This window comes from Veillonella sp. AF13-2, from assembly GCF_003603295.1.
Taxonomy (GTDB): Bacteria; Bacillota; Negativicutes; order Veillonellales; family Veillonellaceae; genus Veillonella; species Veillonella parvula_E.
Genome location: NZ_QTMT01000001.1, coordinates 30,655 through 56,670, shown reverse-complemented (window position 1 = coordinate 56,670; position 26,016 = coordinate 30,655). Strand labels below are relative to the sequence as shown.

Genomic DNA, 26,016 nt, shown 5'->3' with positions numbered 1-26,016 from the left:
AAGTCAAAACAGTACACCTATTCTAATCATGGCAATTTCAACATTCGATTATACTTTTGACTCATCTTAGGACACAACCTATTTATGCTCTATCGCCCGCTTAGCAGATTTACGCAACAACGGAATTTGTTTATCTGTTAAATGGAAACAGAATTTAGGAATCAACTTTTCTATAATCTCCTTATCAGAGGCTTTCAAAATATATTCTGGCTGTAGTATAAGTTCTAATGCATCAAGCCCAGGATAATCTTTACCTATACTCCAATCATAATTTTTATTAAACGGACAGCAGTCTTGGCAATTATCACAACCTAATATCCACTCTTCCAACATATCCTCTGTCACACCTTCTGGCAATTTACCATCACCAAAGGTATTGATATAAGATACACAGGTTAATGGATTCATTGTAAAAGGTGCAGATAGAGACTTCGTTTTACACTTTTGCTGACATAAATTGCAAGTCTCTGGACATGGTGGTATCTCTAGATGACGAATATACTCACAAGGCTGATCAATTAAATAGGCTACCAATTCATAATTAGAGCCTTTAGGTCCATAAAAGAAATTGTTTTTTCTATAAATTCCAAGTCCTGCCGCTACAGAAGCAGGGCGCAAAGGAACAACACCAGTAGGCTTTGCTGTTTCACCACCAATAAATTGGATGTTCTTATCATTGAACCATGTTTCAAAAGATCGCCTTTGTTTGACTTCGACCCCATCAGGGATATTAGCTAACGATAGTAGTAAGCCTTTTGCATATCGCTTTTGAAGCGAAGCAGGAAACTTATACGCTCCAAAATATTCAGTACAAACCACTATAGATTGTGCCCAAGGATAGTTTTCTTTCAATGTTAAAAAGGCATTACTATGTGCATATACCTTTTTACTTTCAGGTACATCTTCTAAACGCTTTATCATTCGTTCTTTATAAAAATCAAGTGCATCAAGAGGTACTATACCACAATCGTCATACCCACATGCTAGTGCTTTATCATGAATCTCTTGGGCCAACAAAGTATTCATATCATCGCCTCCCAAATATAGACTAACTATATAAATATCATACGCTTATAATGGACATAAAAAAAGATTTCTTATGAATCCATCATCCCTAAAAAGAGTAACGTTACATAAGAAATCTTATATTAGTATTTAGTTGATATTAGTCTTCACCAATCATACGTACTTCGGGCTCAAGGTGTACGCCATGTCTATCATACACACGACGCTGTACTTCTGCAATCAAATCAAGTACGTCCTTTGCACTAGCACTACCTGTATTGATGACAAAGCCTGCATGTTTGTGGGACACTTGCGCATCACCTACAGACAACCCCTTTAGGCCTGTTTGTTCAATCAATGTACCTGCAAAGTACCCTGGTGGGCGTTTAAAGGTTGAACCTGCACTAGCATACTCTAAAGGCTGTTTAGATTCGCGCTTTTCGGTCAACTCATCCATGCGAGCCTTAATGGTATCCTTATCACCTGGTTTGAGTGTCATAATGACTTCCCCAATAACTTCATGATTATCGTGGAATACACTATGACGATAAGCAAAGTCCAAGTGAGATGCATCATATTCTTTGATATTACCTTGGAAATCTACGGCTCTCACTGCAGTAACTACGTGGCTCATTTCACCGTCATAAGCACCTGCATTCATAAATACGGCACCACCAAGTGTGCCTGGAATACCAATGGCAAATTCAAGTCCAGATAAACTATTCTCCCAAGCAAATTCAGAAGCATCCTTTAACATATACCCAGAACCAATGCACAATGTGTTTTCATTACAGTCCATGATTTGAGTCATATGTCGAACTGATACAACAGCACCACGAATTCCTCCGTCTTTCACCAAAATATTAGAGCCACAACCAATAATAGTTACAGGCACATCTAATTCGTGAATGGTACGAAGCGTAAAACTAAGTTCTGCCATCGTAGTAGGTTCAATAAATAAGTCTGCAGGTCCTCCAATTTTGAATGTCGTATGATGACAAAGGAGCTCCTGCTCGCGTACACGTGTACTTGGTAATTTTTCTAATAAAGCTGTTTGTAATACCTTAATGTTGTGGTTGTTGTTCGCCATGATCTAACACTTTCATCCCCTCAGTGATTGGTTCGCTAATGATTTTGTAAATATCATTAGAAATCTGGCTCCAACGCATTTGCGCTTGCAAATAAGCAGCCGCTGCAGCATTTTCTTGAATTTGAGGCATCAATTCTTCTTGTTTCTTCTGCAACTCATCTGCTTCTGGAGCACCGGACAACTTAGCATATTCCCATTGCATTTGTTGTGCCATAAATGTGCGAACCAAACCCGTTGCTACTGCATCTGCTTTCACTGCTTCCTGAGCAGCCATTAATTCTTTGTACTCTTCGGATTCACGCATTGCGTGAGCTAAATCATGAGCTTTATCGTAGTTCATAATATCCTCCTCCAAACAACACCGTTAAAATCGCTACCGGTCATATAGATTTGGTAGGTCTCCTAACACATAAGTATAATATATTCCTCAATTGTAAAAGTCTATTTATTCTGATTGAATCCAATTGCCTTCAGCCTTAAGGTCTGGATAATCAAGTTGACGCATACCTTCATAAGCTATGATTGCCACCGCATTAGATAAGTTCAAAGAACGTGCTTCATCTACCATGGGTATACGAATGCATGTATCCTCTTTACCATTTAATAAACTTTCAGGCAACCCTCTTGTTTCAGGTCCAAAGACGAGCATATCACCAATTTCATATTTCACCTCGGAATGAGTATGCTTTGCTTTGGTAGTGGCATAGAAATATCTACGATCAGGATATTTCTCATATAATTCTTGAATATTTTCATGTACCTGTACATCTACCAAGTGCCAGTAATCAAGGCCAGCCCGTTTTACATGCTTGTCATCAATAGAAAAGCCAAGGGGTTTGATCAGATGTAAGGTCATATGATTGGCGGCGCATAAACGCGCTATATTTCCTGTATTACCTGGAATTTCAGGCTCATAAAGTACTATTTCCATTTTCAATCCCCTATTCTTTATATCTATATTATTCTACAAAGGAACGGACAAAATGTCCACTTTTCCCGCCTTCTTTTTCTACAAGATATGTAGGGCCTATAATCATCCCTTTATCAATAGCTTTACACATATCGTAGACTGTTAAAAGTCCTACTTGAACCGCTGTAAGTGCTTCCATTTCAACACCTGTCTTTCCTGTCGTTTTTACGGTAGCCCGAACCTTAACAGCACGATTATGTGTAGCATCCGTACAGGCAGGACTTTCACCATCAACAAGAGTACAATGCACCTCTACCTTAGTCAATGCTAACGGATGACAAAGGGGAATTAGATTACTCGTCTGTTTCGCCCCCATAATAGCTGCCAATTGAGCCACACTAAGAACATCCCCCTTTTTTATTGTTCCCGCCTCGATACGCTCATAAATGGCATCATTAATAGCAATAAAGCCTTCTGCCACGGCAGTACGAGTTGTAATATCCTTATCTGATACATCTACCATCCAAGCATTTCCATCTTGATCAAAATGTGTTAAATCCATAATATATCCTTACTAATTATGTATAAATTATCACCAATAGTTTTATTTTCATTTATTATATTATACAATAGAATTAAGAATTGTATGTACAAGGAAGGAAGTGTTCCTATGAAAACAAAACTAACTTATTTTGGTCACGCTTGCTTTATGCTCACACGTGGCGATGTATCCATGATTTTCGACCCATTCTTGACCGGTAATACATGGGATATCGCTAAAAGAGAAGACATCAAATGCCAATATATCTTTGTCAGTCATGGTCATGATGATCATTATGGCGACACAGATTTTATTGCCAAAGCAAATGATGCACTCGTTATTTCTACTGCTGAGGTAGCGGGTAAAGCGGCAGCTGCCGGTTGTCGTACACACGCCATGCATTTAGGTGGCAAGTTCGACTTTGAATTCGGTTCTGTTCGAATGGTTCCTGCCTTCCACGGCTCTGGCATCCCTGGCGGTCACGCTGCAGGTTGTATCGTAGATTTCTACGGAGATATCCTATACTTCGCTGGTGATACAGCACTCTTTAGCGATATGAAATTATTAAATCGTTTTGGTGAAATTGATTACGCCCTTCTTCCTATCGGTGATAATTACACAATGGGGGTTGAAGATGCAGCTCTTGCTGCTTCTTATGTAAAAGCGCGTATTTCCATTCCAATTCACTACAAAACATGGCCCGTTATCGACCGCGAACCAGGTGTATTTACAAGTCTTGTAGAAGGTAAGTATAACCAAACAGCACTCATTATCGATCCAGGTTCTTCTATTGAGCTTAACAGCTAATACAAAATCTACAGACCTAAAAATGACGCAATCCAAAGGATTGCGTCATTTTTGTATATAGTCTTGGTTCAAGATCAAACCCATAAAAAATTGCATTCTAATAGACTAAATCTCTTGATTTGCCATAGAAAAGCCCCCACGGTTAGCCATGCGTACAAACTCATCAATATCTTGAGTTTCATCAACACCAACATAGCCGAGTTCACGAACCAGGCCGTATGGGGTATGCAAAGATAATTGAGGGTTCTCACCGGTCAACACCCACAGCACCTTATAGCCCCTTGGCGCCTCTCGAAGTCGCTCTTCCCCTTTGCCATCCGTAAAATATACAAGTAAATCTACACGGTTTTGATTAGCCAGAGAGAATACAGGGGTAAAGGCCGTTGCACCACGCACATCGAGGCGAGGTTTTACATCTTTTACAGATTCCATCGTATAGGTGCGGCGCACCTCATTATCACATTCTACAACGGTAATGCGATGGTTATAAGCATGCACGATTTGTAACACTTGCTCTAAGGCATTCGTAAACTCTACATCAGTTATACTACCACTCATGTCGAGAGCTACCCATACATTTGCCTTATGTTGGCGCAATGTACCAGACAATTCCAAACGCTCAGGCTGACGACGATTACGACGCATCGTCGTTTTTTTGTATCCACTCGCTACCTTGCCCATCAGCTTTTTGAGATAAAAATACCACGGCAAAGCGCGTCGCGTTTTTTGGAATGTATCGATAAGACTTTTCACATAGCCTTCCATATCCCCCTTTGATGCTTCATTGATATAGCGCTCCGTGATTTGGTCCATCGTATCTATATCAATAGAATCAGATTCATCCCAAATATCATGGCTAGTTTGAGGGTCAAACTCCATAGCAACCGCTGTATCTGCATTATCGATGGGCACAAAGAGATCTGGTTTTTCTTTCATGACCTTATCAATAGCCTTCGCATAGTATTCAATGGTACGAAAACGCTTTAATAACAAACCAAAGCGCGCATTTACATTGGCTACCGTTACTGCATCACGGTCTACATGTTCAAGGTAATCATTTACGACCATGTCCATAGCCATATGGACTGCTGTTTTGTGAAAGCCTTGGCTCAGTGCTTTTACCCGCATCAAATGAGCAGAAATGATATGAAGAACTTCACGCTTAATACCATCCTTCATCACATCAGGTGATTGGCGTAACAAGATAAAGGGATTTACATATAATACATATCCGCCCAGTTTAAGATTAATACCAAAAGCACTGGCCATATCAAAGCGAATGCGATGAGTCATTTGTAAGTAAAAGTAACCAAAGAATTGGTCCTCTTCAAGGAGCAAACTGTTTACATCATGCAATATGTTCCACAACCGTTGCTCATAGGCAGGTGTCATTATCGCTTGCTGCATAACGGAAAGGTCTGTCCCCTCCACTTGTACGTCTTCAAGAGCACGACCGATAGTACCTATATGGCTATCCGACATATTATGGTTCATAAGATCAGCCGCTATACGTTCAGGCGCCATGCTATGATGTTGTTCTTCATAGCTATCTACATAGGCCTCATAGGATGCGTATATTTGCGTATACAAAGCCTCTGCTTCGCGATGTATGCGCTCTCGTTTCGCATGCCATCGATCAAGAGCCTCGATAGCTTCCGCATCATAAGAACCCGTCTTTTCCCAACCATCGATATGAGTCAGCAAATCCGAAGCATCACGTATATCATCCTTATCTAAGTTTCGTTGCATATTTACACCCCCTTTTCTTTAGAAAACAAATTTAATATATGTCACATGCTATATATCAATTAACCTCATAACTAATAATTTACTACAGTTGATTATCTATATAGATAGCTTCGATTTGGTTAACTACGCACATAAAATTATTTTTGCGCGTCAAAGAAAGTATCTACAAAAAGGTCATTTTCAATAGCATAAGCGTAAACGCGCTCATACGTGTTACGAAGATCTTTCATAACCGCTACGCGCAAATCGCCTGGATACAAGGTTAAAAACTCCACAAAATGATGTACTTCCTGCGCATTGCTATTGCGATCTAAACGATGCAACATATTTTTTGCTGCTACATAAAGGCGAGTTGGGCTTTCACCTTTAACCTGCTCAGCCATAGACATAATAGCACCTGGTTTTTGAACCGCTGCCAATACATCATCAAAGGTAATAAGAGGTTCTTGATCGGACTCGATAAAGTTTACAAAAGCCTCCGCAATGAGTTTACCTACGTTACCACGAATAACATTCATAAATACGTCGCGACTATAACTTGTGCCCTCTTGATTCTTATAAATTCTATATAGACCGGACACGCGTTCAAAGGAACGAGGTGTGGCATCGATATCGTCTTCGTGACGTTGATTTAAATATTCTGGATAGGAAGAAATAAATTCAATAACCTTTTCTTCAATACCAGCACCAATAGCCCAGTCAATCCATTGCATATAATCAGCATTCATATAAAGCCATACAAAACGGTTTTGCTGTGCCGGGTCCATGTCAATCGTTTGGTAATCAAAGGAATCCTCAGGGTTCATAGCGGCGATGATGCGCACTTGATCACTTAAAGAAAAGCCATTAATTTCACGGTTTAGAATAAGGTTCATCAATTCTTGTTGAACTGCATGTTCTGCGCGGTTAATTTCGTCGATAAACAGTAATACTTGGCGCCCTTTATCTACGGCTTGTGCTACATGTTCCAATGTATGATGCACAGCGTATACTGTAGTTTTCACATCCCGTGTATTGCCATGACCATCCGTATGAGTCACCGTTTCTACTGTAGGCAAGCCACCAATTTCACCTTCTTTTAAAAGGTTTCCGTCAATAGTTACTAATTCCCAATTATGTACCTCTGCAACGCGCGCTGCGAGAGAGGTTTTACCTATACCCGTCTCACCGACGAGCAAGGGTACTTGATTAGCAGCAAGCACTAACTCAACGCTTGCCATTGTATCTATAAAGTTCATTGTATCTCCGTTCTAATATCTCAAATATTCGCCTACTGTAATTTTCTTAACAGTTCTAGTACCATACCTATCAATAAGTGACAATATATCAATAGGCCATTTGGATTGACGTCCACCGATAGCTTTATTGTTGATTAACTCGCGTACATAGTCTTCATCAACGGTATCGCTAGAAATGGCATCTAGAATTATATCTTTGATTTCGTCTACCGTAACGCCCAATGTATTAGGTATATAACCGACGATAGCCGCACTTACCTTAAATAAATGCAAGGCCAAGTTCTTAGTGAGGTTTGTAATCTGACGCATTGCCTGTGGATCTTGCTTTACTGCTGCTTCTAGTACAGCTACGCTAGGCTCATCAATGTAGCGCAAGGCTAAGTAACTCTCTTGCACGGCTTGTAACTGCACAGCTTCGCTTGGAGCATTGATATATTGTAAGGCATCATAATTCGCCTTCACCGCCTCTAATTGCAATTCTTCAGATGGGTTCGCAATATAGCGAATAGCCCAACCTGATTGAGCTAACGCACTTTTTATTAATGTATCAGACGGATTGTCGATATATTCTAAAACCGCCCAATCTTTTTCCACTAAGGCTTTTAACAATTCTTCTGTAGGATTTTCAACGAATTGTATAGCTCGTGGTGCTTGTAAAAGCGCCGTTTCAATAACCTTTTGAGTAGGTTCTTTAATATATTGTAACAACATGCCGTTTTGTCCCACACATGTAAGTTGCATAGCTTCTGTAGGATTTGGAATATTTCGAATCCCATGTGGGTTATTGGTCAGCGCCGTTATATATTGTTCCTCTGTCATAATAACCTTCATTTCTATATTAAAAGGCCATACGAATACGTATGGCCTATACTGAATTCTATCTTATTATATCATATTTTTTAGATATATTTATATCTCTTTCGTATACTTACTACACTGTTAATGCATCTAAATCAGAATTATTTCCTATGATTAATAGTTTATCCTCTGCTGAAAGAATCGTAAACGGATTAGGAGGGACTTCTAAATCCTCCCCACGCCTGATTCCTACAGCATTAAGATTATATTTCTCACGCAGATTAGAATCTTTTAAGCAAGTGCCTACCAAAAATTTTGGCATATCTACTTCAATAAGGCTAATACTTTTAGATAGCTGTAGGTAATCCATTACATGTTCTCGTGTCAACGATTGAGCTAACCGTTGTGCCACATCGTATTCTGGATAGATAACCATATCTACCCCCATCTTCTTGAGCATCTTACCTTGGAGTGCATTTTCAGCTTTCGAAACCACATGAGGCATTTTCATTTCTTTCAATAACATCGAAGTCATAAGATTTGCCTGGATATTATCCCCAATAGCAACAATAACTATATCAAATTGGCTCAAAGCTAAGGCTTTAATGGCTTCTTCATCAGTAGTATCTGCTACGATAGCATGTGTGACATAGGGGGAAACCTTTTGTACAATTTCTGGATTAATATCTACACCCAAAACCTCATGATTCATAGAGGCTAACATCTTGGCGATGGTCGTACCAAATTGTCCAAGACCAATGACAGCTATTGTTTTATATTTCATGCTATATCTCCTGATAGGCTAACTATTCTACTCAATTACAACAATACATTCTCTTCTGCATACCCAATTGGCTTCGTTGGTGATGTCCTAAGAGCCCATGTACCAATAACGGTCATAACACCAACACGACCGGTAAACATAACAAGCATCAGCACCCATTTACTGCTTTCAGATAAATCAGGCGTAATTCCCGTTGTAAGGCCTACAGTCCCAAAGGCAGACGTAACCTCAAATAACAATCGGATAAAATCATAAGGCTCATCCCAGGCCAGATAACATGTGGCTATTAAAATAAGAAGAAGCGATAAAAATATAATCCCGTTGGCTTTAAGCACGGTTACTAATGAAATACGACGTTCAAAAATCTCTGTATCTGGACGGTTATTAAACAAGGTACGCGATGCAAGTATGGTTACTGCTACGGTACTAATTTTAACCCCTCCACCGGTAGAGTTTGGGCCGGCACCAATAAACATGAGAATAATGGTAACAAACAAGGTAATTGGATGTAATGCATTATAATCAACCGTTGCAATCCCAGCTGTACGCGGCGTAATCGATTGAAATAAAGAGGCCATTATTTTATTCCAAATCGGTAATGACCCAAAGGTTTTTGGATTTGACCATTCCACTCCTAAGAAAATGACGGTCCCTAGTAGAATAAGAGTCATTGTGCCTACTAACATAATCTTAGTATGAAGTTTTAAGTCAACAAATCGTCGCACCTTACGATGTGACCATATGTCAAAGGCCGCTAAATAACCAAAACCACCGATCACAATTAGCACGGCTGTATTGATATTAAATAATATGTCCCCTACCATGGCATACGGTAGATCATTATCAAAAAATACAAATCCAGCATTACAAAAAGTGGAAATAGCTTGCATGATACCGGTATACAATGCAGCCTGTCCAATATAGGGATATAGCTGAATCGTATAGATTATGCCTCCCACAATTTCAATAGCAAAGGTATACAGCGTTAACTTTTTCGTAATATGTAATAAACCAGTCATACCATCCTGTCCGACGTCCTCGGACAAAAGCACACGATTTTTAAGGCCTACTCGTTTACCTAAAAGCAAAGCAATTATGGTCGTGAAAGATACAATTCCTAACCCACCTAACTGAATAAGGATAACCATTATAATCTTACCAAATAAAGACCAATGATAATAAGTATCTACAGTGGTCAGCCCTGTTACCGAAACACAAGATACGGCTGTAAAAGCGGCATCTACAAGAGCCGTCGTTTGTCCCTGAGCACTCGACATCGGTAACATAAGCAATATTGTACCTATAATCATGACGCCTAGAAAGCTAAACGCTAATAATCGATAGGGATTTTGTTGCATGTACCGTTGTACATGAGAATGAGAAATATCGTGCCACATACTGATTTACTCCAATCCCATTAACTTATTTACAACTTGTAAACTTGGTAAAGCACTACGACCACCAAGCCCTTGCGTATTTAGAGCTGCTACAGCGGACGCAAAAATAGCAGCCTTTTCTAAATCAGAATGTCCACAATGTTGTAATAACTCTATAGCATATGTAGAGGTCTTTAACCCTTCTACTGGGGCTAACTCTCTCAATAATGTAACAAGCTTTGAAAGAAATGCACCATGAAAACTATCTCCGGCCCCCGTTGTATCAACTACATATTCTTGAGGGAATGCTTGGCAACGATAGAAAGTTCCATCAGGCCATACGAAATAACTACCATTAGCGCCATCCGTAACCCCTGCAATAAGTGCGCCACGTTCATGAATGATATGGCAGGCCTCTTCTAAATCAGTAGTGCCCGTATACTTCTCAGCATAATCACGGGCAACGATAACGATATGACTATCTTCAGTGATTGGTTTCATATCTTCATCGTAGCGTTGTGCTCCACCATCAAGAGAGATGATTGTCCCCACCTCTTTTGCAACATCCATGGCAGAACGCATTAAGTTTCTATGACGACCGTTGATATGCAAAATAAAAGTTTCTGCCATTAATTGTTTATGAGAATCTAAAAACGCTGGTTCTGGCGCAGTAGAACGTTCAAAAAATACGGCGCGCTCGCCAGTGCTATGCTTTACTAGGATTGTAGCAACGCCACTCTTTTCACCCTTTTCAATGTGGATAGCATCGGTATTAACATCATATTTTTTGAAATCATCTAAAATATGACGCCCCACCATATCGTCACCGATATTGTCAATCATCGCCGTACGTGCACCATATTTACCTGCAACGGCTAATGCTGTAGCTACAGGTCCTCCACCATCGGTGGTAGAAGATACAACTTGTTGTACCTCACGTCCCGTTGGGTAATGATCGACAACGATGAAGCGGTCTAATGTGCTAGCCCCGATACCTACAATGTCTATTTCTTTTTGAGGAAATGTACTCATACTAACCTCCTAAGCCTACAATTGGCTATATAAGCAATATTACTTTACATCTTATAGATTCAATATCTTTCTTATCAATTTATGAATTTAACAGTAATCAGTTTTTATAGCCTTATAGGTCTGTATATCTATTCTTATACTGTTTAAAGCCCTTTAAGTCTTATATCTACAGAATACCTTTCGCTCTATAAAAAGTAAACCCCAGACTACAGTCTGGGGTTACTTTGTACTACAGAGAGCACGTATATGTCACGTAATATGTCTTGTATATTATATGTTGGTTATTGGGAGAGGTTGTTAGAATTAAGGTGTAACATAACAGTTTAAGACATCATACGTTCCATCATATATTCAATCTCATCAGCACTTAAATTGTACATAGCTTGTACCATTCGTTCTGCTGCTTCGCCAGAAGCACCGCTCTTAGCAATTTCAGCTTTAGCCTTAGCAATGAGAGCATCTTTACGTTGTGCTTCGGAATCTTCGTCAGTTGGTACAGAAATATTGGCTTTACCTTGACCAATGCCACGAACCTCTTGGTTAGGATTTTCTTTAGAAGTTGTTTTTGTATCTTGTGCTGCTACTGCTTCTATAGCGAAGGAATTCTTACCAGTCATGATATATTCAACAGCTTCTAATGTACTTTGCGTAAGGTTTACAGTCCAGAATTCACCTGCATCAGTCAATTTATAAAGCAAACCATTATAGGCAACAAGACCTCGTTTTTCCCATAATTTATAGAGCCAGTTCAATTCATCTAATCTGGAATCCATTTTTACTAAGCTCATAATATTGAGGAACCCTTGTTCTAATTGACTTACTACTTGGTTTACGATAGGTTGTAAATCACTTTGTTTCATAAGGGCCATAAATGGTTTTTCACCGCGAGTAACCATATCTTCGTATGGTTTTAATGCACGATGTAACATCATACCATAACCGTCGACGTTACCACCTGCACCACTGCCAAATGGGAACATTGAAACGCCCGATTTAGCTAAAGTGTTATACAAGCTACGTTCACGATTATTAGCACTCCAGTGAGCGGCACTCAATCGACGATAGGAGCGTTCATCAAGGTATTTACGACCGAATTCAAACATCTCACCTTGCATCGCAGTTGTGGCTGCAGCTGGAACTTTGCCGTTTGCAATGTCTTTATTGAGATCACTACCATCAAATACATTTAATTGATATAGATCCGCACCATCTACGCCAGAGCTTACCAAATCTGCTAAGTCTTGTTCCCAAACCTCCATAGTTTGACCAGGCAAACCATAGATCAAGTCAATAACAACAGAGCATTGACCATAAGCTTTCAAGGCAGATAAACGTTCTAATACGGTTTCTTTCGTATCTAAACGTCCTACCATTTGACGTACTTCTGTATTGAAAGATTGTACACCGATGGACATACGGTTAACACCGTTTGCCATCCAAACTTCAAGATTTTCAGGAATTAAATCGTGAATACGACCTTCTAAGGTAAGTTCGTAATCATTTGCCAATGGCAAGTACGCTTTAATTGCTTTGAGCAGTCTTTCAGAGTTTGTAGGAGATAAAGATGTTGGTGTGCCACCGCCGATAAACAAGGCATGGATTAAGCCATCTTTTAATCTCGGACGCTCACTAGCGAGCTTTAATTCACTGATAAGACCATCAATATATTGGTCTTCAACACTTTGACTCGTACCGTTTTGGAAGAATCCACAATATGTGCATTTTGTCTTACAAAACGGAATATGAATGTAAGCGCATTGCATTTCGCCCTTTTTAGGAGCCCCATTCATTAATGCATCCCAAACGGCTTGCGTTTCTTTTGGAGAAACGAGCGTACCATTGAGACCTGCATGAACAACACGTTTATGAGGAAATGCACCACTCATCGGATTATCGCATTCTAAACCTAGTTGTAGGTTTCGCTGCTTCTCCGGAATGGACTCAAAGAAACTTGCTAAACTCATACTCCAATCCCCTTTCAGAAATTAGGCTTGCAACTTTGCAAGTACAGATTTTGTGAATTCTTTTGCATTTGCAAAGTCTTGTTCGTCTGGATGAGTTTCTGCAGCTTTATGTAACGCATCGCGTTCTGGGCTTTGACCATGTGCAGATCCAGGTGGGAACATTTTGTACATCATTTCGATTACTTTAGGATCGATTTTACCTTGGCATACAAACCCATCTACAAGGGATTCTTTGTTTTGCAACAATGTAGATGCTTTATCGATACTTTCACGAGCGTGATCAGAATCAGCATACATACCCAACGTAGCAAAGAATACGATGTTAGGATTTGTCAAAGTTTCAATCAACTGAGCCGCTTCTTTGTTAGCTGTACCGCGGTCTACCCAGAAACCTACGAACACAGTATCATAATCAGCTAAATTTTCAGGTGCATCTTTTACAGGGACGCAAGGTGTACCTTCAGGCATAACGGAAGCCATTGCTTCCGCTACACTTTTAGTATTTCCCGTAAGGGAAGAATATAAAATAATAGATTTCATAATTATCTCCTTTATTACTTAGATATATTTATTCTTCTTCATCTTCGCCATCGGCCTGTACTACAAAGTGTACAGGAACTTCTACTGGTTGTATATCCCCTGTTTCATTTGGATACGGAGTCGCTCGTCGCACTGCATCAAGAGCCGCTTCTACAAATATCTCATCCCCACCACTAGTTGGATATACATCTATTAAATTACCATTAGTATCTAATTTAGCCATTACATTAATTGTAACATCTACGTTCATTTTACGTTTAATAGCCGCATAAGGAATTTGTTTTTGGCTATCTACAGCTGCATAAAACCCCTCTACATTGAACGCTGCTTTACCTGTACCATGACCATCACCTTCACCAGTACCATCACCTGTACCAGTACCATGGCCTCTACCATCACCAACTCCAGTGCCTTCACCGGTACCATGACCACCGCCAGATCCGCCACCAGATCCAGGGCCGGTGCCACCAACAGCGGAATTATCACCGGATGTATTGCCTTTATTTTCGCTTGCTTTAGCTGCCACATCTACTGCATCAGGGATATCTGTTGCTGTAGATGGTTCAACATTTGCTACAACAGCCTTTGTTCTTGCCGCTACTTCATCTGCTGACAATGGTTTTGGGAACAGATCGGCTCTGTTACCTCCGCCACCACCAGCATGTCCACTGCCACCATCATCGAGCACACTTTGTGTGAGGTCGATTTCATAGGTATCCATTTCTTGAATGGCTGGAACCACTACAAAAAAGATTACAGCAATAAAGAGAGCAATAAGATGAACTACGGCGGATATAATGGCTGCTTTTTTCCATGATATGCCTAGTCCCATAGTTATCCTTTCTGTTCAGCTGCAATAGCTAAGCGTTTAACGCCAGATTGTTTTAACATGTCCATAATCGCTACTACTTGACCATGAGCCGCTCGTTTATCGGCTTGTAAGATAACACTAGCATTAGGGTTTTCTTGGATACGTTGTTTTACCATTGCCTCAGCATCGTCAATGCTCATTGGCTTGTTATCAATCGTAATATGACCCTCCGCATCTAATGTTAAAACCACTGGTAATTGAGCTGGTGCAGAAGCACTAGTAGCCTGTGGTAATTGTACAGACAAGGCTTTTTGAGCCACTGTTTGCAAGCTGTTCATCATGAAGAATACCAACAAGAAGAAAATGATATCAATCATTGGAATGATCATGAATTCCGGCTTAGTTTTCATACGAAAGCTTTGCAAGTTCATAACTATTTCCACCCTTCTCGTTTAGCTGTAACTATATTTACACACATATTTTCAATTTGGTTAATAATGGAGTCCAAACGATGACTAAAAATTGTGTAAACGATAAATGCCATTATGGCCACACATAAGCCAGATGCTGTCGCGATAAGCGCCTCACCTACACCACCAGTAATGGCAGATGCACCCGCACCGGAGTCAAGGATACTGAAAGAGCCAATCATACCTGTTACTGTACCAAGCAAGCCCAATAATGGAGAAATTGTAACTGTTGCACTTAAGTAGTCCATATATTTTCGGAAACCAACTGCATCAACCCCCATTTGATCAGCAAAAGCGGTCTTCATTGCTTCTTCGCTAGAATCATTATTTAAACCTGCTTCCGCAATACGACTTGCAATAGAAGGGTTCTCTTTAATTACTTTATCAATTTCATCCCAACGTTGTAATTTTGCGAATTCATTTACGGCATGAGTTACAACAAATGTTTTACCTGCATACTTACGATAGAAGAAAGCACGTTCTGCAGCTATAGCGATAACCATGAAAGACAAGAGTAACAATGGATACATTACATACCCGCCACTATGAAATAAGTGAATGACATAATTTAAATTTTCCATATTAGTAACCTTTCTGCCTGTTTACAGACTGAGCATTAGAACCTATAGGTTCCTTGAATTCGTGTATAATCGCCTAACTTAAAGCTTTCACTACCATATAAAGTGTCTCGTTTATTAGTGCCCTTCGCATCGAAAGTATAGAATGCTTCAAGGAGCAAGTCCTTGCGCGGTACATAGCCGGCACCAAATGTAAAGCTGCGAACACCATCTAAATAACGATCAGGTACTGCACCCGTACCATTACCACCGAAGAAGGAGCCATGTTCAAAGTATTTGTAATCGATGAACGCATTCCAAGATTTCGGAACATCTAGATCAGCACGTCCAATATCTAGACGAGCCATCCAGAAGTGTGGTGTGCCGCCCATTTGATGACCTTTTAGAGTAAAGTCTGCTGTGCCACGTTCATGTTGATATACAGTATTACCATTGAGGTAACGTCCTAAGTTAGAACGGTTTTGACCATAATCAACTGTAACAGCTGCATTAGCACCAAGTTGATACTTAGCACCGATACCAAACACATGAGCTACATTGGAGAAGCTGTATTCATCATTACTGTTACCATTAGCATTGAAATATGTATGGGTTTTATCGCCAAAGGAACGTAAGTACCAAGCTTGCAAACCTAAACGAGAGCCAATTTGTTTCTTGTATTGAATAAAGGCTGCCTTATCAATAGCTGGTACAGTATCTTTTTCAAGAACTACACCTTCTGTTCTAATCAAATTACCAATGATCTTACCAATTGCTTCACGTGGCAATTTATTTTCAGATTCCGCATCATGTACAACTTTTTCAAGATTATACATATAGTTAAACAATGCATTAGGCATACCCCAACCATAGTAAGAACCACCTTCGCCATAATCGCTAGAGGACATGGTGAAGTTCTTTTTGTAAATGGCATCTTTAGCATCATAATCACTAAATACGTATTTACCACTATCGTATTTGTAAGTCTTTGCACCTAAGAAGCCAGTGAATTCATAATCACTTGATGGTTGACCATAATAATCATAAGATTTCTTAAATGTACCATCAGCTTGTTTTACCCAAACTTCATCAAGCTCGCTATTATTGTAGTTTTTCCAGTTATCAGTTGCATTATATTTAGCAATTTCTGTAATCGATTGATTAATCTCAGCTGCATGTTTATCAACATACTCTTTAGGATTTAGCAAGGCTTCTTTATTATCAGAGGATACGATAAGACCTTTTGCCTTTTCTTTCATAGATTCAGGGTACAATGGGGAATTTACGTTATACATAATGTCGCCTGTTTTATACAGTTTTTCCCCTGTTTTCTTATTGGTGATTTCATACATTGCATACCCACCAGATGGGATATCAAGGGAGAATTTAGTCCCTGCCATATCTGTAGGATATGCTTTTGTAAGAATATCTTGTAATCGACCCATAATTTGAGCTTGTTTTTTCTGAGTTTCAGCTAATTTAGCATTAGCCTTTTCAAGCTCTTGATCTCGGTTTGGATTGCTCCAATTTAGGTTCAATGTAGCCTTATATGCTTCATACTCATCTTGTAAACCTTTTAGTTGTTGATAGAAATAGAGGCTATCTGTCTTACCTTTGTAGGTGGAGTTATAAATACCAGTTGGACTATCTGGAGCTGCCGGATCTGTTGAGGTCTTCTTCTCACCATCAGAACCGGTTTTAGTAGCACTCTCAATATCATATGGATAATCATCACGATTAATACCAATCAATTCAGCTGCTGTTGGTGGTCTAAAGATAACTTTGTGCACTGCATGAGTATATGCAGAATCAGTGATACCTGTACTATGTTTGAAAGTACCAACACCAATACGAACTTGAGAATCATGGCCATTCCAAACAGCACGAACGCCGTCATAAGATTGACCAAACCAGTAGCCACTAGCACCCATAGGCTCAGTTAAACGCCCTACAGATACGTCCCATTTCTTAACGCGTCTTGTAAGATCAACTGTATCAAGTCGTTGATGGTTGAGACCTTTGGAATCAGATTTTGTCCAGCTTGTATCTACTCCACTCATACCACTCATACTGCCAATAACCTTGAGGTTTGTGAACTCATTAAGCCGAGCATCAAAGCCAAGGCGTAAGCGTTGTTCAAAACTATGACGATTAGCATCGTACATATTGGCTTTTGCAGAACCGATGGCAGAATTCGATCTAAATGGAGATTGTGGTCTATTAGAACCATCATGTGCCATCCAACGTGCTCTATAGTCGCCAACCATTGTAATACCACGTTCTTTAGTGGTATCGAAATCAGAACGAATAAAGTCAGTTAAACGAACTACATCAGCTACGTTTTGTACACCAGATTCAGAGTTTACCACTTCACCATTAGCTACATTAGCACCTGTAACATTCGCACCATCTTTAGTTTTCCCGATAGCCGTAGTTTTGCTGCTATCGCCACCACCAAATTTAAGGTTAACACCCATGCGATATACACGCTCTTGAGTAGCACGATCATCATCGCGATGGTTAAAGATATTGTTGATACCGAAATACATCATGGCATTTTTATTGAAACGTTTTTGAATCATTACATTCCAAATGCCAAATGTTTTCTTTTCATACATTTGTTTCTTATATACGCCAGCATCACCAGACAAGATATCTGGCCAGTAGTTACCACCGTTATTAAGAGTATTACTATCAAGCATATTAATATAGTAATCACCCCAGATGGAGCCATTCCAACCGGATTTAGGGTTATCATAAGTAATGCCAATATCAACTTTGTGCATTGGTTTATCCAATAATTGACGTGGCATGGATGGATCGCTTTTGTTGATAGCGTGTAAATATGTATAACCTAATTTACCAGACCAATATTTGCCAAATTTTTGTTGTACTTCCGCTTGCAGCCCTGTAATTTCAGCTTTACCAATATTTTTAAAGCTGTAAATCATATCCGGGGCACGTTGGTATTTCGCATCACCTTTAAGATATGGTGCAAAGTCCATAAAATCACCAGTGAAGTATACAGACATATAGTTCTTAATACGGTTATGGAATACACCTACGCGTGCATATGTATTTTTATTTTCACCCTCCAAGCTCATATCGAAATTGACCGATTTTTCTGGTTTCAAATTAGGATTGCCAGCCCAATACCAACCGAGTTTTGCTACCCCAATCCCTACAGGGTTAGAAGCGTACATTTCCCAGTTATACCACAATTCGCCCATACCAGGCTCTGTATAACCGGTACCTACATTGGCTTTAAATCTGCGATGTGTATTACCTTTAACGTTATATGTCATGCCCAAAGATGCAGATACGTTAGAACCAAACAAGCTACTATTGTCGAAGCGCACAATTGGAGACAATGTTAAATTCTTATTAACTTGCCATGTATCAGAAATGTAAGCGTTTATTTTACGAATCGTACCACTACCAGTAGTCAAGCGTTGATCGCGATTACGGTACTCTTCCAAGAAAGCCTTACCATTTAGCTTAGGTGCTTTCTTACGCATTTCTGGATCGTTAGACTCACCATATTTAAAATAGTCACCTACGATATTTGCACGATGTGCCGCCATTTCAGGATTTTCCGATTTCAATCGATTTTCCAAAGCATAATATCGCTTCTTAAATTCATCCGTTACGGGTTGATTATTCGGCGATGTGCTTGACCATTCACTAAGTCTGCTTTCCGATAAACCATAATTCACATAATCATCGTACGTAATGCCCGGCTTTTGTGCCTTTGTTTCAGCCCCATAGTATTCATAATCCATATCCCATTGCGGCATGCCACCACCGGAATTAATGAATTTATAGTCATGGATGTGAGAGTAAACTTTAATACTATTATCGCCTTTACGTCGCACGAGACGATCAAGGCGGTCTACTAACAAGCTTTTATCGTAATCCCATGGATCGATGTACATTGTACTTGTATTAGGAGAGCTCTTCAGACGGCTACCAGAACCTTCTTCACGCGCATAGCTAACACCATAGCTGAGCAAATGGTTTTTATTGACTTGCGTATTAGCATTTACTCGAATATCTAATTGACGATGATCGATGTTATCGATATAACGCAACTCATTAGAGCCTTCATAAGCGGAACGACCTGTATAGTTAATGAGCGCTACGTCATTTTCTTTAATACGAGAGTAATTAGTTTCTACAGTCCAGTCACTCTTTCCAGCTCTAGAGGACCATTGCAGGTTAGCTGTATTACGATCTGCCGTACGTTTGAAGTGTTGCTGTGGCTCTAAGTCGGAGTCGGAGTGCTTAACATCACGCACAAGATCTTCCGTGTAACGATTAAGTCGTAATTCTACCTTATTTTTATCATTTGCCTCGTAGGTCGCTACAAGACCGATATCTGCCGCATCACCATAGTAACGAAGTACATTTGGCTTGAAGTTATGTTTTGCATAATCAAAAGCCATCCCAGAGGCACGACGTTTAACAGATGCTAGAACAGGCATAAGATCTCGTTTACTACCTGATAAACCAACCTTTAACTTGCCCATTTGACCAGAATCGGCACGAATGAAGAAGTTTTGGAATGGAAACACATCGCCATCGCTCTTGCGACGCATGCCTTCAGCATTAAATTGTACAGATGGTTTCTTTTGTGCTTTTTTAGTGATGATATTAACCACACCACCTATAGCATCGGAGCCGTATTTAGCACTGGCCGCACCTTGAATAACTTCAATTCTCTCTACGTTCTCTGTACCGATACGCTGTACTTCATCTGCTGCACCTGAGTACTTATCGAAATCACCTAGCACTGGTTGACCATCTACGAGGATGAGAGTGTGACGAGCTTCTGCACCGCGAATGGATACGCCCACACGCCCCATAGCATCTACCGTTCTAGATACACCTGTTTGCGTAAAAATAATGTCTTCGACGGACTTCGCCTGTTTCTTTTCAATTTCTTTCTTAGTAATGATTTGCACTTGCTGTGAGTTCAGTTTTGCTTCTTCTTCTGCCCACGTGCCTTTCACATGAACAACATCTGTAGTGACAGTCGCATTATCCGCCCAAACCACTAAAGGCGCGCTAAGCCACAAGGCAACTGCACTAGACAAAATTATGGTACGCTTTGTATGTCCCCACCGGGTCATTGTGCCCTCCTAAATTTCTAACTAAACATATGACTTGTATCTCCCACACAAAATTAAAAAGATACACTTCACCAACATATAATGACATTGAATATCATTCACATTTTAATGTTAGCAAAGTGTATCTTGCATATCTACTCCGAATAGACCAAAAATATACGTTTTGGACAAATCGGACATAAATTTTTAGAATTTATACGTCATTTGGAAACGAGTATAATTCCCAAGTTTGAAGTTTTCAGATCCATATAAGGTATCTCGTTTATTAATCCCTTTTGCATCAAATGTATAGAATGCTTGTAAAAGAAGATCTTTAGTTGGCACATAGCCACCACCAAAGGTAAAGCTCTTAATACCATCCAAGTAACGGTCAGGAACAGCCTCTGTACCATTGCCACCAAAAAAGGAACCATGGGCAAAGTATTTATAGTCTACATAGGCATTCCAAGAACCAGGTTTATTCATATCGGCACGACCAACATCAAAGCGCAATGCCCAGAAATGAGGTACACCACCTACGTCACGGCCCTTGATATCGAATTGAGAGGATCCAGCCTTATGGTCATAATGAGTATTGCCATTCATGAAGCGACCAAAGTCACTACGGTTTTGTCCATAGTCGAAGGAAACACTTACATTATGATTTAATTGATACTTAGCTCCAACGCCAAAAACATTAGCCATATTGTTGAATTCATGCGCTTCTGTAGCATTACCATTCGCCGTATAGAAGCGATAGTCACTACCGCCAAAGGAGCGTAAGTACCACGCAGCTAAGCCAAGTCTAGGTGTTACCATATGTTTAACTTGAACATAGGTAGCCTTTTCAATTGGTGGAATTGTATCCCGCTCCAATACGACACCTATTGAAGGAATAACAGCACCTGTATATTTGCCTAGCGCCTCTCTCGGCAAACGACTGTTGCCGTCCGCTTTTTCAAGCATTCGGGCCAAGCTATTAAAGTACGAAGCTATCATAGAAGGATAATAGGCACTTCCTTTTACGTTAATAAGACCAGACGTGCCGGAGTCGTTAATATCAACGACATTCGCCTTATAAATAGACTTGTCCAGCCCGTCAAAGGCATTATCTTCAAATTTCATCGTATACGGATTATTGCCGAAGCTATAGGTTGCTATATCTTTCGCCTTGGCACGATACGCCTCCACGATAGCCGCCTTATTCTGATTGTACCAATTTGAAATAAACGTTTTTCCGCCATTGGAAAGAACAGTGGTATCACTCAACTTCATTTCAAACAATGGGTTTTTCTTATCAAGCCCAATCGTTCCCGGTGCTATTTTCTGAGTGAAAGTACGTTCGTCTTCATACCATTGTTCATCATCTTCATCATAGTATCGCGATTTATAAGAATACGTTACTGACACATCAGGCATCTTAATCGATACAGTCTGTTTAGCCGCATCCGCACCATAAGCTTTCACCGCGATTTCCTGCATCCGGCGCAACACATCAAACTGCGCAGCTCGCAACGGTTCCCGTTCTTTCGCCACACGAGCTTCCACATCCGGTAAAGATGCTTCCAACTTTGCCAACTCCGCTTTTAATGGAGCCAGTTGATCCGCGGACATGCCGTCAATAAATTCTTTAGACCAGATATCGGAAGTCATATCGTCGATTTTCTTCTTTAATGTACCTACCTCCGCATCTAAGGTGCCTTCCTTATCGCGCAAGGCTTTTAATTGCTGGTAGAAATTAATAGTATTCCCTGCATTTGGTACGATGAGTTCCTTATTGGCACCGTCCGAATCCATAGTAACACCTAAGAATTCCTCTACCGTTGGAACCCGTTTAAAATGCGTATAAATAGCATGAGTATAAGCACTGTCGCTAATTCCCGTACTATGTTTAAAGGTCCCCACACCGATACGGACTTGAGTATTCTTATTCGTCCAAACACTACGAAGGCCGTCATATTCTTTATTAAACCAATAACCTGTAACCCCCATAGATTCAGTAATACGACCAACACTATGATCCCATTTAGAACCGTGATGTGTTACATCTAGTTCTTCGAGACGTTGATGATTAAAACCGTTAGAGCCTTCTGTTTCATGACTGCTATCTACACCAGCTTGACCAGAAGCACTACCCACAACACGTACATTCATATTATCGTTAATACGAGCATCGACACCGACACGTATACGTTGATTCAAGCCATGTTCCTTGCGGTCCGCCAGATTCTTTGCGGCCTCGTCGGATACGTAACTTGTAGCAGTCACCCGCGTAGCAGGACGATCAGATCCAAGATGACTGTCATTACGTACACGATAATCACCTACAAGTTCCATACCTTGTTTTCTGTCTGTATCGAAAGGACGCGTAATAAAATCCTGCAGCATAACCGGAGGTAACGATTCAAACTGCTCCTTCGTAAGTTTCGTTTTACTTTCACCTGAACCGAAACCGAATTTCATATTTAATCCGATCCGATATACTCGAGCCGATAAAGCCCGATCATCATCACGATGATTAAAGAGATTATCAATACCGAAATAGATTCGTGAATCCTTATCAATCTTCTTTTGAATCATCAAATTCCATATGCCGTAAGTTTTATGTTCATACATATCGGCGGTTTTTCTATTATTCAAATTATATCTGATAACGGAACGATCGGAATTATTAGGATCAATATAAGATACCATATAATTACCTCCACCAGACAAGGAGTTACTATCCAGCATATGAATATAATAATCTCCCCACAGACTACCGCTCCATCCGCTAGCCTTATCCTCAAAATCCACACCGATATCCACTTTATGACGAGGTTTATCCAGTAATTCACGAGGCATATCTTTATCGCTCTTATTAAGCGCTCGTAAATACGTATATCCCAAACGGGCCTTCCAGTGTTTATTCAAAGTTTGTTTAACTTCAAATTGAAGTCCCGTAATTTGGGCCTTGCCGATATTACGGAAACTGTAAATCATATCTGGTGCATGAGCAAATTTCGCCGCTCCATATGTGGTAGATTCATCATACTGAGGATAAAAATCCATCAAATATCCCGTATTGTAAATCGACATATAATTCCGAATGTTATTATGGAATACGGTTACTTTACCATAGGTATTTTTATTTTCCCCTTCCAAAGAGAGGTCAAAATTCATGGATTTCTCCGGTTTAAGGTTCGGATTTCCGACCCAATACCAACCTAATCGGGCTTCACCGCCACCGATTGTGGCATTTGTAATATTCGGGCCATACATTTCCCAGTTATAATACAGCTCGCCCATACCGGGTTCCGTATAGCTGGTACCCACATTAGCCTTTAATCTGCGGTGTACATTTCCATGTACATTGTGAGTCATGCCGAAATTAAACGACCAGTTAGAGCCAAATAAATCACTATGATCCAGTCTTATAATTGGTGATAAAGTAGTATTTTTATTAACCTGCCACGTATCCTGAATAAAGAAATTCTGTTTCTTGATTTCCGCACGTCCTGCGGTCTGTTGATTAACGCGTTTTAAATACTCTTCTTTAAAATAAGCTCCGTTTAATTTCAACTTCGTAGAATCAAAATCCGGTACGGCGCCATAGTAAAAGCTCGGTAAATAGGCATCATAAAGTGCTGGATAATACTTACCGTTTTCATCTTTTCGGCCCTCCTTATTAAAATGATAGTCTTCAATAAATTCTTTATTCTCCGCTAATAAACGTTTAGCAAACTGCTGATATCGCGCATAAGCTTCAGGATTCCGTTTTTTCAGCGTACGCTCCGTCACGGGGCCGTCCACAAGCCCCATTGCGGCCGCTGAATCAATCCCCGCCTGCGGATCCAAATATTGAAGATATTCTTCGTAAGTAAATTCCGGCAATGTGTTTGGCTTGCTTTTATCTCCGTTATACCATTCTTTCTCCTTATTCCACTGCTCTACACCGGCCTCGTTTTTTCTGAAAGAATGGTCATAAATTGTGGATGAGGGAACACCGTTTTTTACTGCCAGACTTTTATCATAATCCCAGGGGTCGATATGCCGTTTATAGGTATGAGGCGCATTTTTAAGTCTGCTACCTTCGCCTGTCTCCCGTATAAACCCAATTCCATAAGACAAGAGATGTTTCTTATTGACTTGCGTATCTGCCCCGAGTGTTATGCTCCATTGACGATGATCTACATTATCCACATAGTTTAATGTATTTTTCCCTTCATAGGTACTGTTCCCGTAGTCACTGGTTAATGTTACATCATCTTCTTTGGTCCGCGTATAATTCAGTTCCGCTTTCCACGAACTCTTATTATCCTGACCAGTATACGTCAAATTGAGATTATTCCTGTCTAAATCCCGTTTGTAATGAACCTGAGGTTCCAAATAAGAAGTACTGCGCTTTACATACCGTTCTAAGTCCTCATTATACCGATCGATGCGAATTCCCAGAGACTGCTTATCATTAATATCATACGTAGCGGCCAAACCTATATTAGAATTTGTACCGTAATACCGTAGGGAATTCTTTAAAAAGCCATGGTCTTCATCATTGGTCATAGCGCTGATACGACGCTGCTCACTGGCATAAATAGGCATAATGTCACGTTTACTACCGTGAATATTAACTTTTAACTTACCTAATGAGCCAGAATCAGCGCGCATAAAGAAATTGGAAAACGGTACGATATCACCGTCGCCTTTAGTTCTACGACCTTCTGCATTAAACTGAAGGCCAGCGATCTTACGCGGTTTATTGGTAATAACATTGATAACACCACCGATGGCGTCGGATCCGTATTTAGCACTAGCTGCACCTTGAATAATTTCTATACGTTCCACATTTTCTGTACCGAGACGCTGTAATTCATCACCGGCGCCTTGATATTTAGCAAGATCGCCCATCACAGGCTGTCCATCCACAAGAATCAAGGTATGACGCGGATCCGCACCACGGATAGATACACCGACGCGCCCCATCGAATCAACGGTTCTGGATACACCAGTTTCGGAAAATACAATATCTTCTACGGATTTTGCCTGCTTTTTGACAATATCCTTCTTCGTAATAATCGTCGTCTGTTGAGACTCTTGTTTTGCCTGCTCTTCAGCCCATGTACCGCGAACATGAACTACATCGGTTGTTACAGTCGCATTATCCGCCATAACTACCGGCATTTGCAACCAGCACGCTACTGCGCAGGATAATATAACATATCTCCTTGCCCGCACCCAACTCCTATTCATTAAA

At 40.2% G+C, this 26,016-nt stretch carries 19 protein-coding genes; 1 reads left to right on the top strand and 18 read right to left on the bottom strand.

Annotated features, from left to right (window positions below):
- Nucleotides 1-78: 78 nt before the first annotated feature.
- The 5 genes from DWV85_RS00230 to moaC form a co-directional block, all read right to left on the bottom strand.
- Nucleotides 79-1,026 (bottom strand): 4Fe-4S double cluster binding domain-containing protein, encoded by a 948-nt coding sequence (locus DWV85_RS00230; RefSeq protein WP_039965072.1) that lies wholly within the window; start codon nt 1,024-1,026, stop codon nt 79-81.
- Nucleotides 1,027-1,165: 139 nt separating this feature from the next.
- Complete coding sequence (gene murB / locus DWV85_RS00225; protein ID WP_008601556.1) at nt 1,166-2,095, bottom strand: UDP-N-acetylmuramate dehydrogenase; 930 nt, start codon at nt 2,093-2,095, stop codon at nt 1,166-1,168.
- Complete coding sequence (locus tag DWV85_RS00220; RefSeq protein WP_004696650.1) at nt 2,070-2,435, bottom strand: YlbF family regulator; 366 nt, start codon at nt 2,433-2,435, stop codon at nt 2,070-2,072. Before DWV85_RS00220 ends, murB begins: the two co-directional genes overlap by 26 nt.
- 105 nt (nt 2,436-2,540) lie before the next feature.
- Nucleotides 2,541-3,026, bottom strand: a complete 486-nt coding sequence (trmL, locus tag DWV85_RS00215) for a tRNA (uridine(34)/cytosine(34)/5-carboxymethylaminomethyluridine(34)-2'-O)-methyltransferase TrmL (protein WP_123137766.1) — start codon at nt 3,024-3,026, stop codon at nt 2,541-2,543.
- 28 nt (nt 3,027-3,054) lie between these two features.
- The gene (gene moaC, locus DWV85_RS00210; RefSeq protein ID WP_004696653.1) at nt 3,055-3,567 is read right to left on the bottom strand and encodes a cyclic pyranopterin monophosphate synthase MoaC; all 513 of its coding nucleotides are present in this window, start codon (nt 3,565-3,567) and stop codon (nt 3,055-3,057) included.
- 108 nt (nt 3,568-3,675) lie between these two features.
- On the opposite strand from moaC, the gene DWV85_RS00205 reads away from it, so the two are divergent.
- A complete protein-coding gene (locus tag DWV85_RS00205) occupies nt 3,676-4,353 on the top strand; it encodes a metal-dependent hydrolase (RefSeq protein ID WP_021148419.1) in 678 nt (225 codons plus the stop codon).
- A gap of 105 nt (nt 4,354-4,458) precedes the next feature.
- On the opposite strand, the gene DWV85_RS00200 is transcribed toward DWV85_RS00205, so the two are convergent.
- From DWV85_RS00200 to DWV85_RS00140, 13 genes are all read right to left on the bottom strand, one after another.
- Nucleotides 4,459-6,102: a VWA-like domain-containing protein gene (locus tag DWV85_RS00200; RefSeq protein ID WP_123137765.1), complete on the bottom strand. Its 1,644-nt coding sequence runs from the start codon at nt 6,100-6,102 to the stop codon at nt 4,459-4,461.
- Nucleotides 6,103-6,239: 137 nt separating this feature from the next.
- On the bottom strand, nt 6,240-7,340 hold the full coding sequence (locus DWV85_RS00195) for an AAA family ATPase (protein ID WP_123137764.1): 1,101 nt from the start codon (nt 7,338-7,340) through the stop codon (nt 6,240-6,242).
- 12 nt (nt 7,341-7,352) lie between these two features.
- Nucleotides 7,353-8,159 carry a hypothetical protein gene (locus DWV85_RS00190; RefSeq protein ID WP_123137763.1) on the bottom strand — a complete coding sequence of 269 codons (807 nt, stop codon included), beginning with the start codon at nt 8,157-8,159 and terminating at the stop codon, nt 7,353-7,355.
- A gap of 112 nt (nt 8,160-8,271) precedes the next feature.
- Complete coding sequence (locus DWV85_RS00185; RefSeq protein ID WP_008714417.1) at nt 8,272-8,922, bottom strand: TrkA family potassium uptake protein; 651 nt, start codon at nt 8,920-8,922, stop codon at nt 8,272-8,274.
- A 35-nt stretch (nt 8,923-8,957) separates the two neighbouring features.
- The gene (locus tag DWV85_RS00180) at nt 8,958-10,319 is read right to left on the bottom strand and encodes a potassium transporter TrkG (RefSeq protein WP_123137762.1); all 1,362 of its coding nucleotides are present in this window, start codon (nt 10,317-10,319) and stop codon (nt 8,958-8,960) included.
- Between the two features lie 6 nt (nt 10,320-10,325).
- Nucleotides 10,326-11,330 (bottom strand): carbohydrate kinase family protein, encoded by a 1,005-nt coding sequence (locus tag DWV85_RS00175; RefSeq protein ID WP_123137761.1) that lies wholly within the window; start codon nt 11,328-11,330, stop codon nt 10,326-10,328.
- Between the two features lie 323 nt (nt 11,331-11,653).
- Nucleotides 11,654-13,294: a heme anaerobic degradation radical SAM methyltransferase ChuW/HutW gene (hutW, locus tag DWV85_RS00170; protein WP_123137760.1), complete on the bottom strand. Its 1,641-nt coding sequence runs from the start codon at nt 13,292-13,294 to the stop codon at nt 11,654-11,656.
- A gap of 21 nt (nt 13,295-13,315) precedes the next feature.
- Nucleotides 13,316-13,834, bottom strand: coding sequence for a flavodoxin family protein (locus tag DWV85_RS00165; protein ID WP_123137759.1), 519 nt, complete (start codon nt 13,832-13,834; stop codon nt 13,316-13,318).
- Nucleotides 13,835-13,862: 28 nt separating this feature from the next.
- On the bottom strand, nt 13,863-14,666 hold the full coding sequence (locus DWV85_RS00160) for an energy transducer TonB (protein WP_004696671.1): 804 nt from the start codon (nt 14,664-14,666) through the stop codon (nt 13,863-13,865).
- A gap of 2 nt (nt 14,667-14,668) precedes the next feature.
- Nucleotides 14,669-15,076: a biopolymer transporter ExbD gene (locus tag DWV85_RS00155; protein ID WP_004698605.1), complete on the bottom strand. Its 408-nt coding sequence runs from the start codon at nt 15,074-15,076 to the stop codon at nt 14,669-14,671.
- A gap of 2 nt (nt 15,077-15,078) precedes the next feature.
- Nucleotides 15,079-15,696, bottom strand: coding sequence for a MotA/TolQ/ExbB proton channel family protein (locus DWV85_RS00150; RefSeq protein WP_123137758.1), 618 nt, complete (start codon nt 15,694-15,696; stop codon nt 15,079-15,081).
- A 35-nt stretch (nt 15,697-15,731) separates the two neighbouring features.
- The gene (locus DWV85_RS00145; protein WP_123137757.1) at nt 15,732-20,804 is read right to left on the bottom strand and encodes a TonB-dependent receptor; all 5,073 of its coding nucleotides are present in this window, start codon (nt 20,802-20,804) and stop codon (nt 15,732-15,734) included.
- A 186-nt stretch (nt 20,805-20,990) separates the two neighbouring features.
- Entirely contained in the window at nt 20,991-26,012 is a 5,022-nt protein-coding gene (locus DWV85_RS00140) for a TonB-dependent receptor (protein WP_165851637.1), read from the bottom strand.
- Between the last annotated feature and the right edge of the window lie 4 nt (nt 26,013-26,016).

What these genes read in the sequence shown, in the direction of transcription:
- DWV85_RS00230 (WP_039965072.1), bottom strand. Translation starts at nt 1,026, where the DNA reads ATGAATACTTTGTTGGCCCAAGAGATTCATGATAAAGCACTAGCATGT.
- murB (WP_008601556.1), bottom strand. Translation starts at nt 2,095, where the DNA reads ATGGCGAACAACAACCACAACATTAAGGTATTACAAACAGCTTTATTA.
- DWV85_RS00220 (WP_004696650.1), bottom strand. Translation starts at nt 2,435, where the DNA reads ATGAACTACGATAAAGCTCATGATTTAGCTCACGCAATGCGTGAATCC.
- trmL (WP_123137766.1), bottom strand. Translation starts at nt 3,026, where the DNA reads ATGGAAATAGTACTTTATGAGCCTGAAATTCCAGGTAATACAGGAAAT.
- moaC (WP_004696653.1), bottom strand. Translation starts at nt 3,567, where the DNA reads ATGGATTTAACACATTTTGATCAAGATGGAAATGCTTGGATGGTAGAT.
- DWV85_RS00205 (WP_021148419.1), top strand. Translation starts at nt 3,676, where the DNA reads ATGAAAACAAAACTAACTTATTTTGGTCACGCTTGCTTTATGCTCACA.
- DWV85_RS00200 (WP_123137765.1), bottom strand. Translation starts at nt 6,102, where the DNA reads ATGCAACGAAACTTAGATAAGGATGATATACGTGATGCTTCGGATTTG.
- DWV85_RS00195 (WP_123137764.1), bottom strand. Translation starts at nt 7,340, where the DNA reads ATGAACTTTATAGATACAATGGCAAGCGTTGAGTTAGTGCTTGCTGCT.
- DWV85_RS00190 (WP_123137763.1), bottom strand. Translation starts at nt 8,159, where the DNA reads ATGACAGAGGAACAATATATAACGGCGCTGACCAATAACCCACATGGG.
- DWV85_RS00185 (WP_008714417.1), bottom strand. Translation starts at nt 8,922, where the DNA reads ATGAAATATAAAACAATAGCTGTCATTGGTCTTGGACAATTTGGTACG.
- DWV85_RS00180 (WP_123137762.1), bottom strand. Translation starts at nt 10,319, where the DNA reads ATGTGGCACGATATTTCTCATTCTCATGTACAACGGTACATGCAACAA.
- DWV85_RS00175 (WP_123137761.1), bottom strand. Translation starts at nt 11,330, where the DNA reads ATGAGTACATTTCCTCAAAAAGAAATAGACATTGTAGGTATCGGGGCT.
- hutW (WP_123137760.1), bottom strand. Translation starts at nt 13,294, where the DNA reads ATGAGTTTAGCAAGTTTCTTTGAGTCCATTCCGGAGAAGCAGCGAAAC.
- DWV85_RS00165 (WP_123137759.1), bottom strand. Translation starts at nt 13,834, where the DNA reads ATGAAATCTATTATTTTATATTCTTCCCTTACGGGAAATACTAAAAGT.
- DWV85_RS00160 (WP_004696671.1), bottom strand. Translation starts at nt 14,666, where the DNA reads ATGGGACTAGGCATATCATGGAAAAAAGCAGCCATTATATCCGCCGTA.
- DWV85_RS00155 (WP_004698605.1), bottom strand. Translation starts at nt 15,076, where the DNA reads ATGAACTTGCAAAGCTTTCGTATGAAAACTAAGCCGGAATTCATGATC.
- DWV85_RS00150 (WP_123137758.1), bottom strand. Translation starts at nt 15,696, where the DNA reads ATGGAAAATTTAAATTATGTCATTCACTTATTTCATAGTGGCGGGTAT.
- DWV85_RS00145 (WP_123137757.1), bottom strand. Translation starts at nt 20,804, where the DNA reads ATGACCCGGTGGGGACATACAAAGCGTACCATAATTTTGTCTAGTGCA.
- DWV85_RS00140 (WP_165851637.1), bottom strand. Translation starts at nt 26,012, where the DNA reads ATGAATAGGAGTTGGGTGCGGGCAAGGAGATATGTTATATTATCCTGC.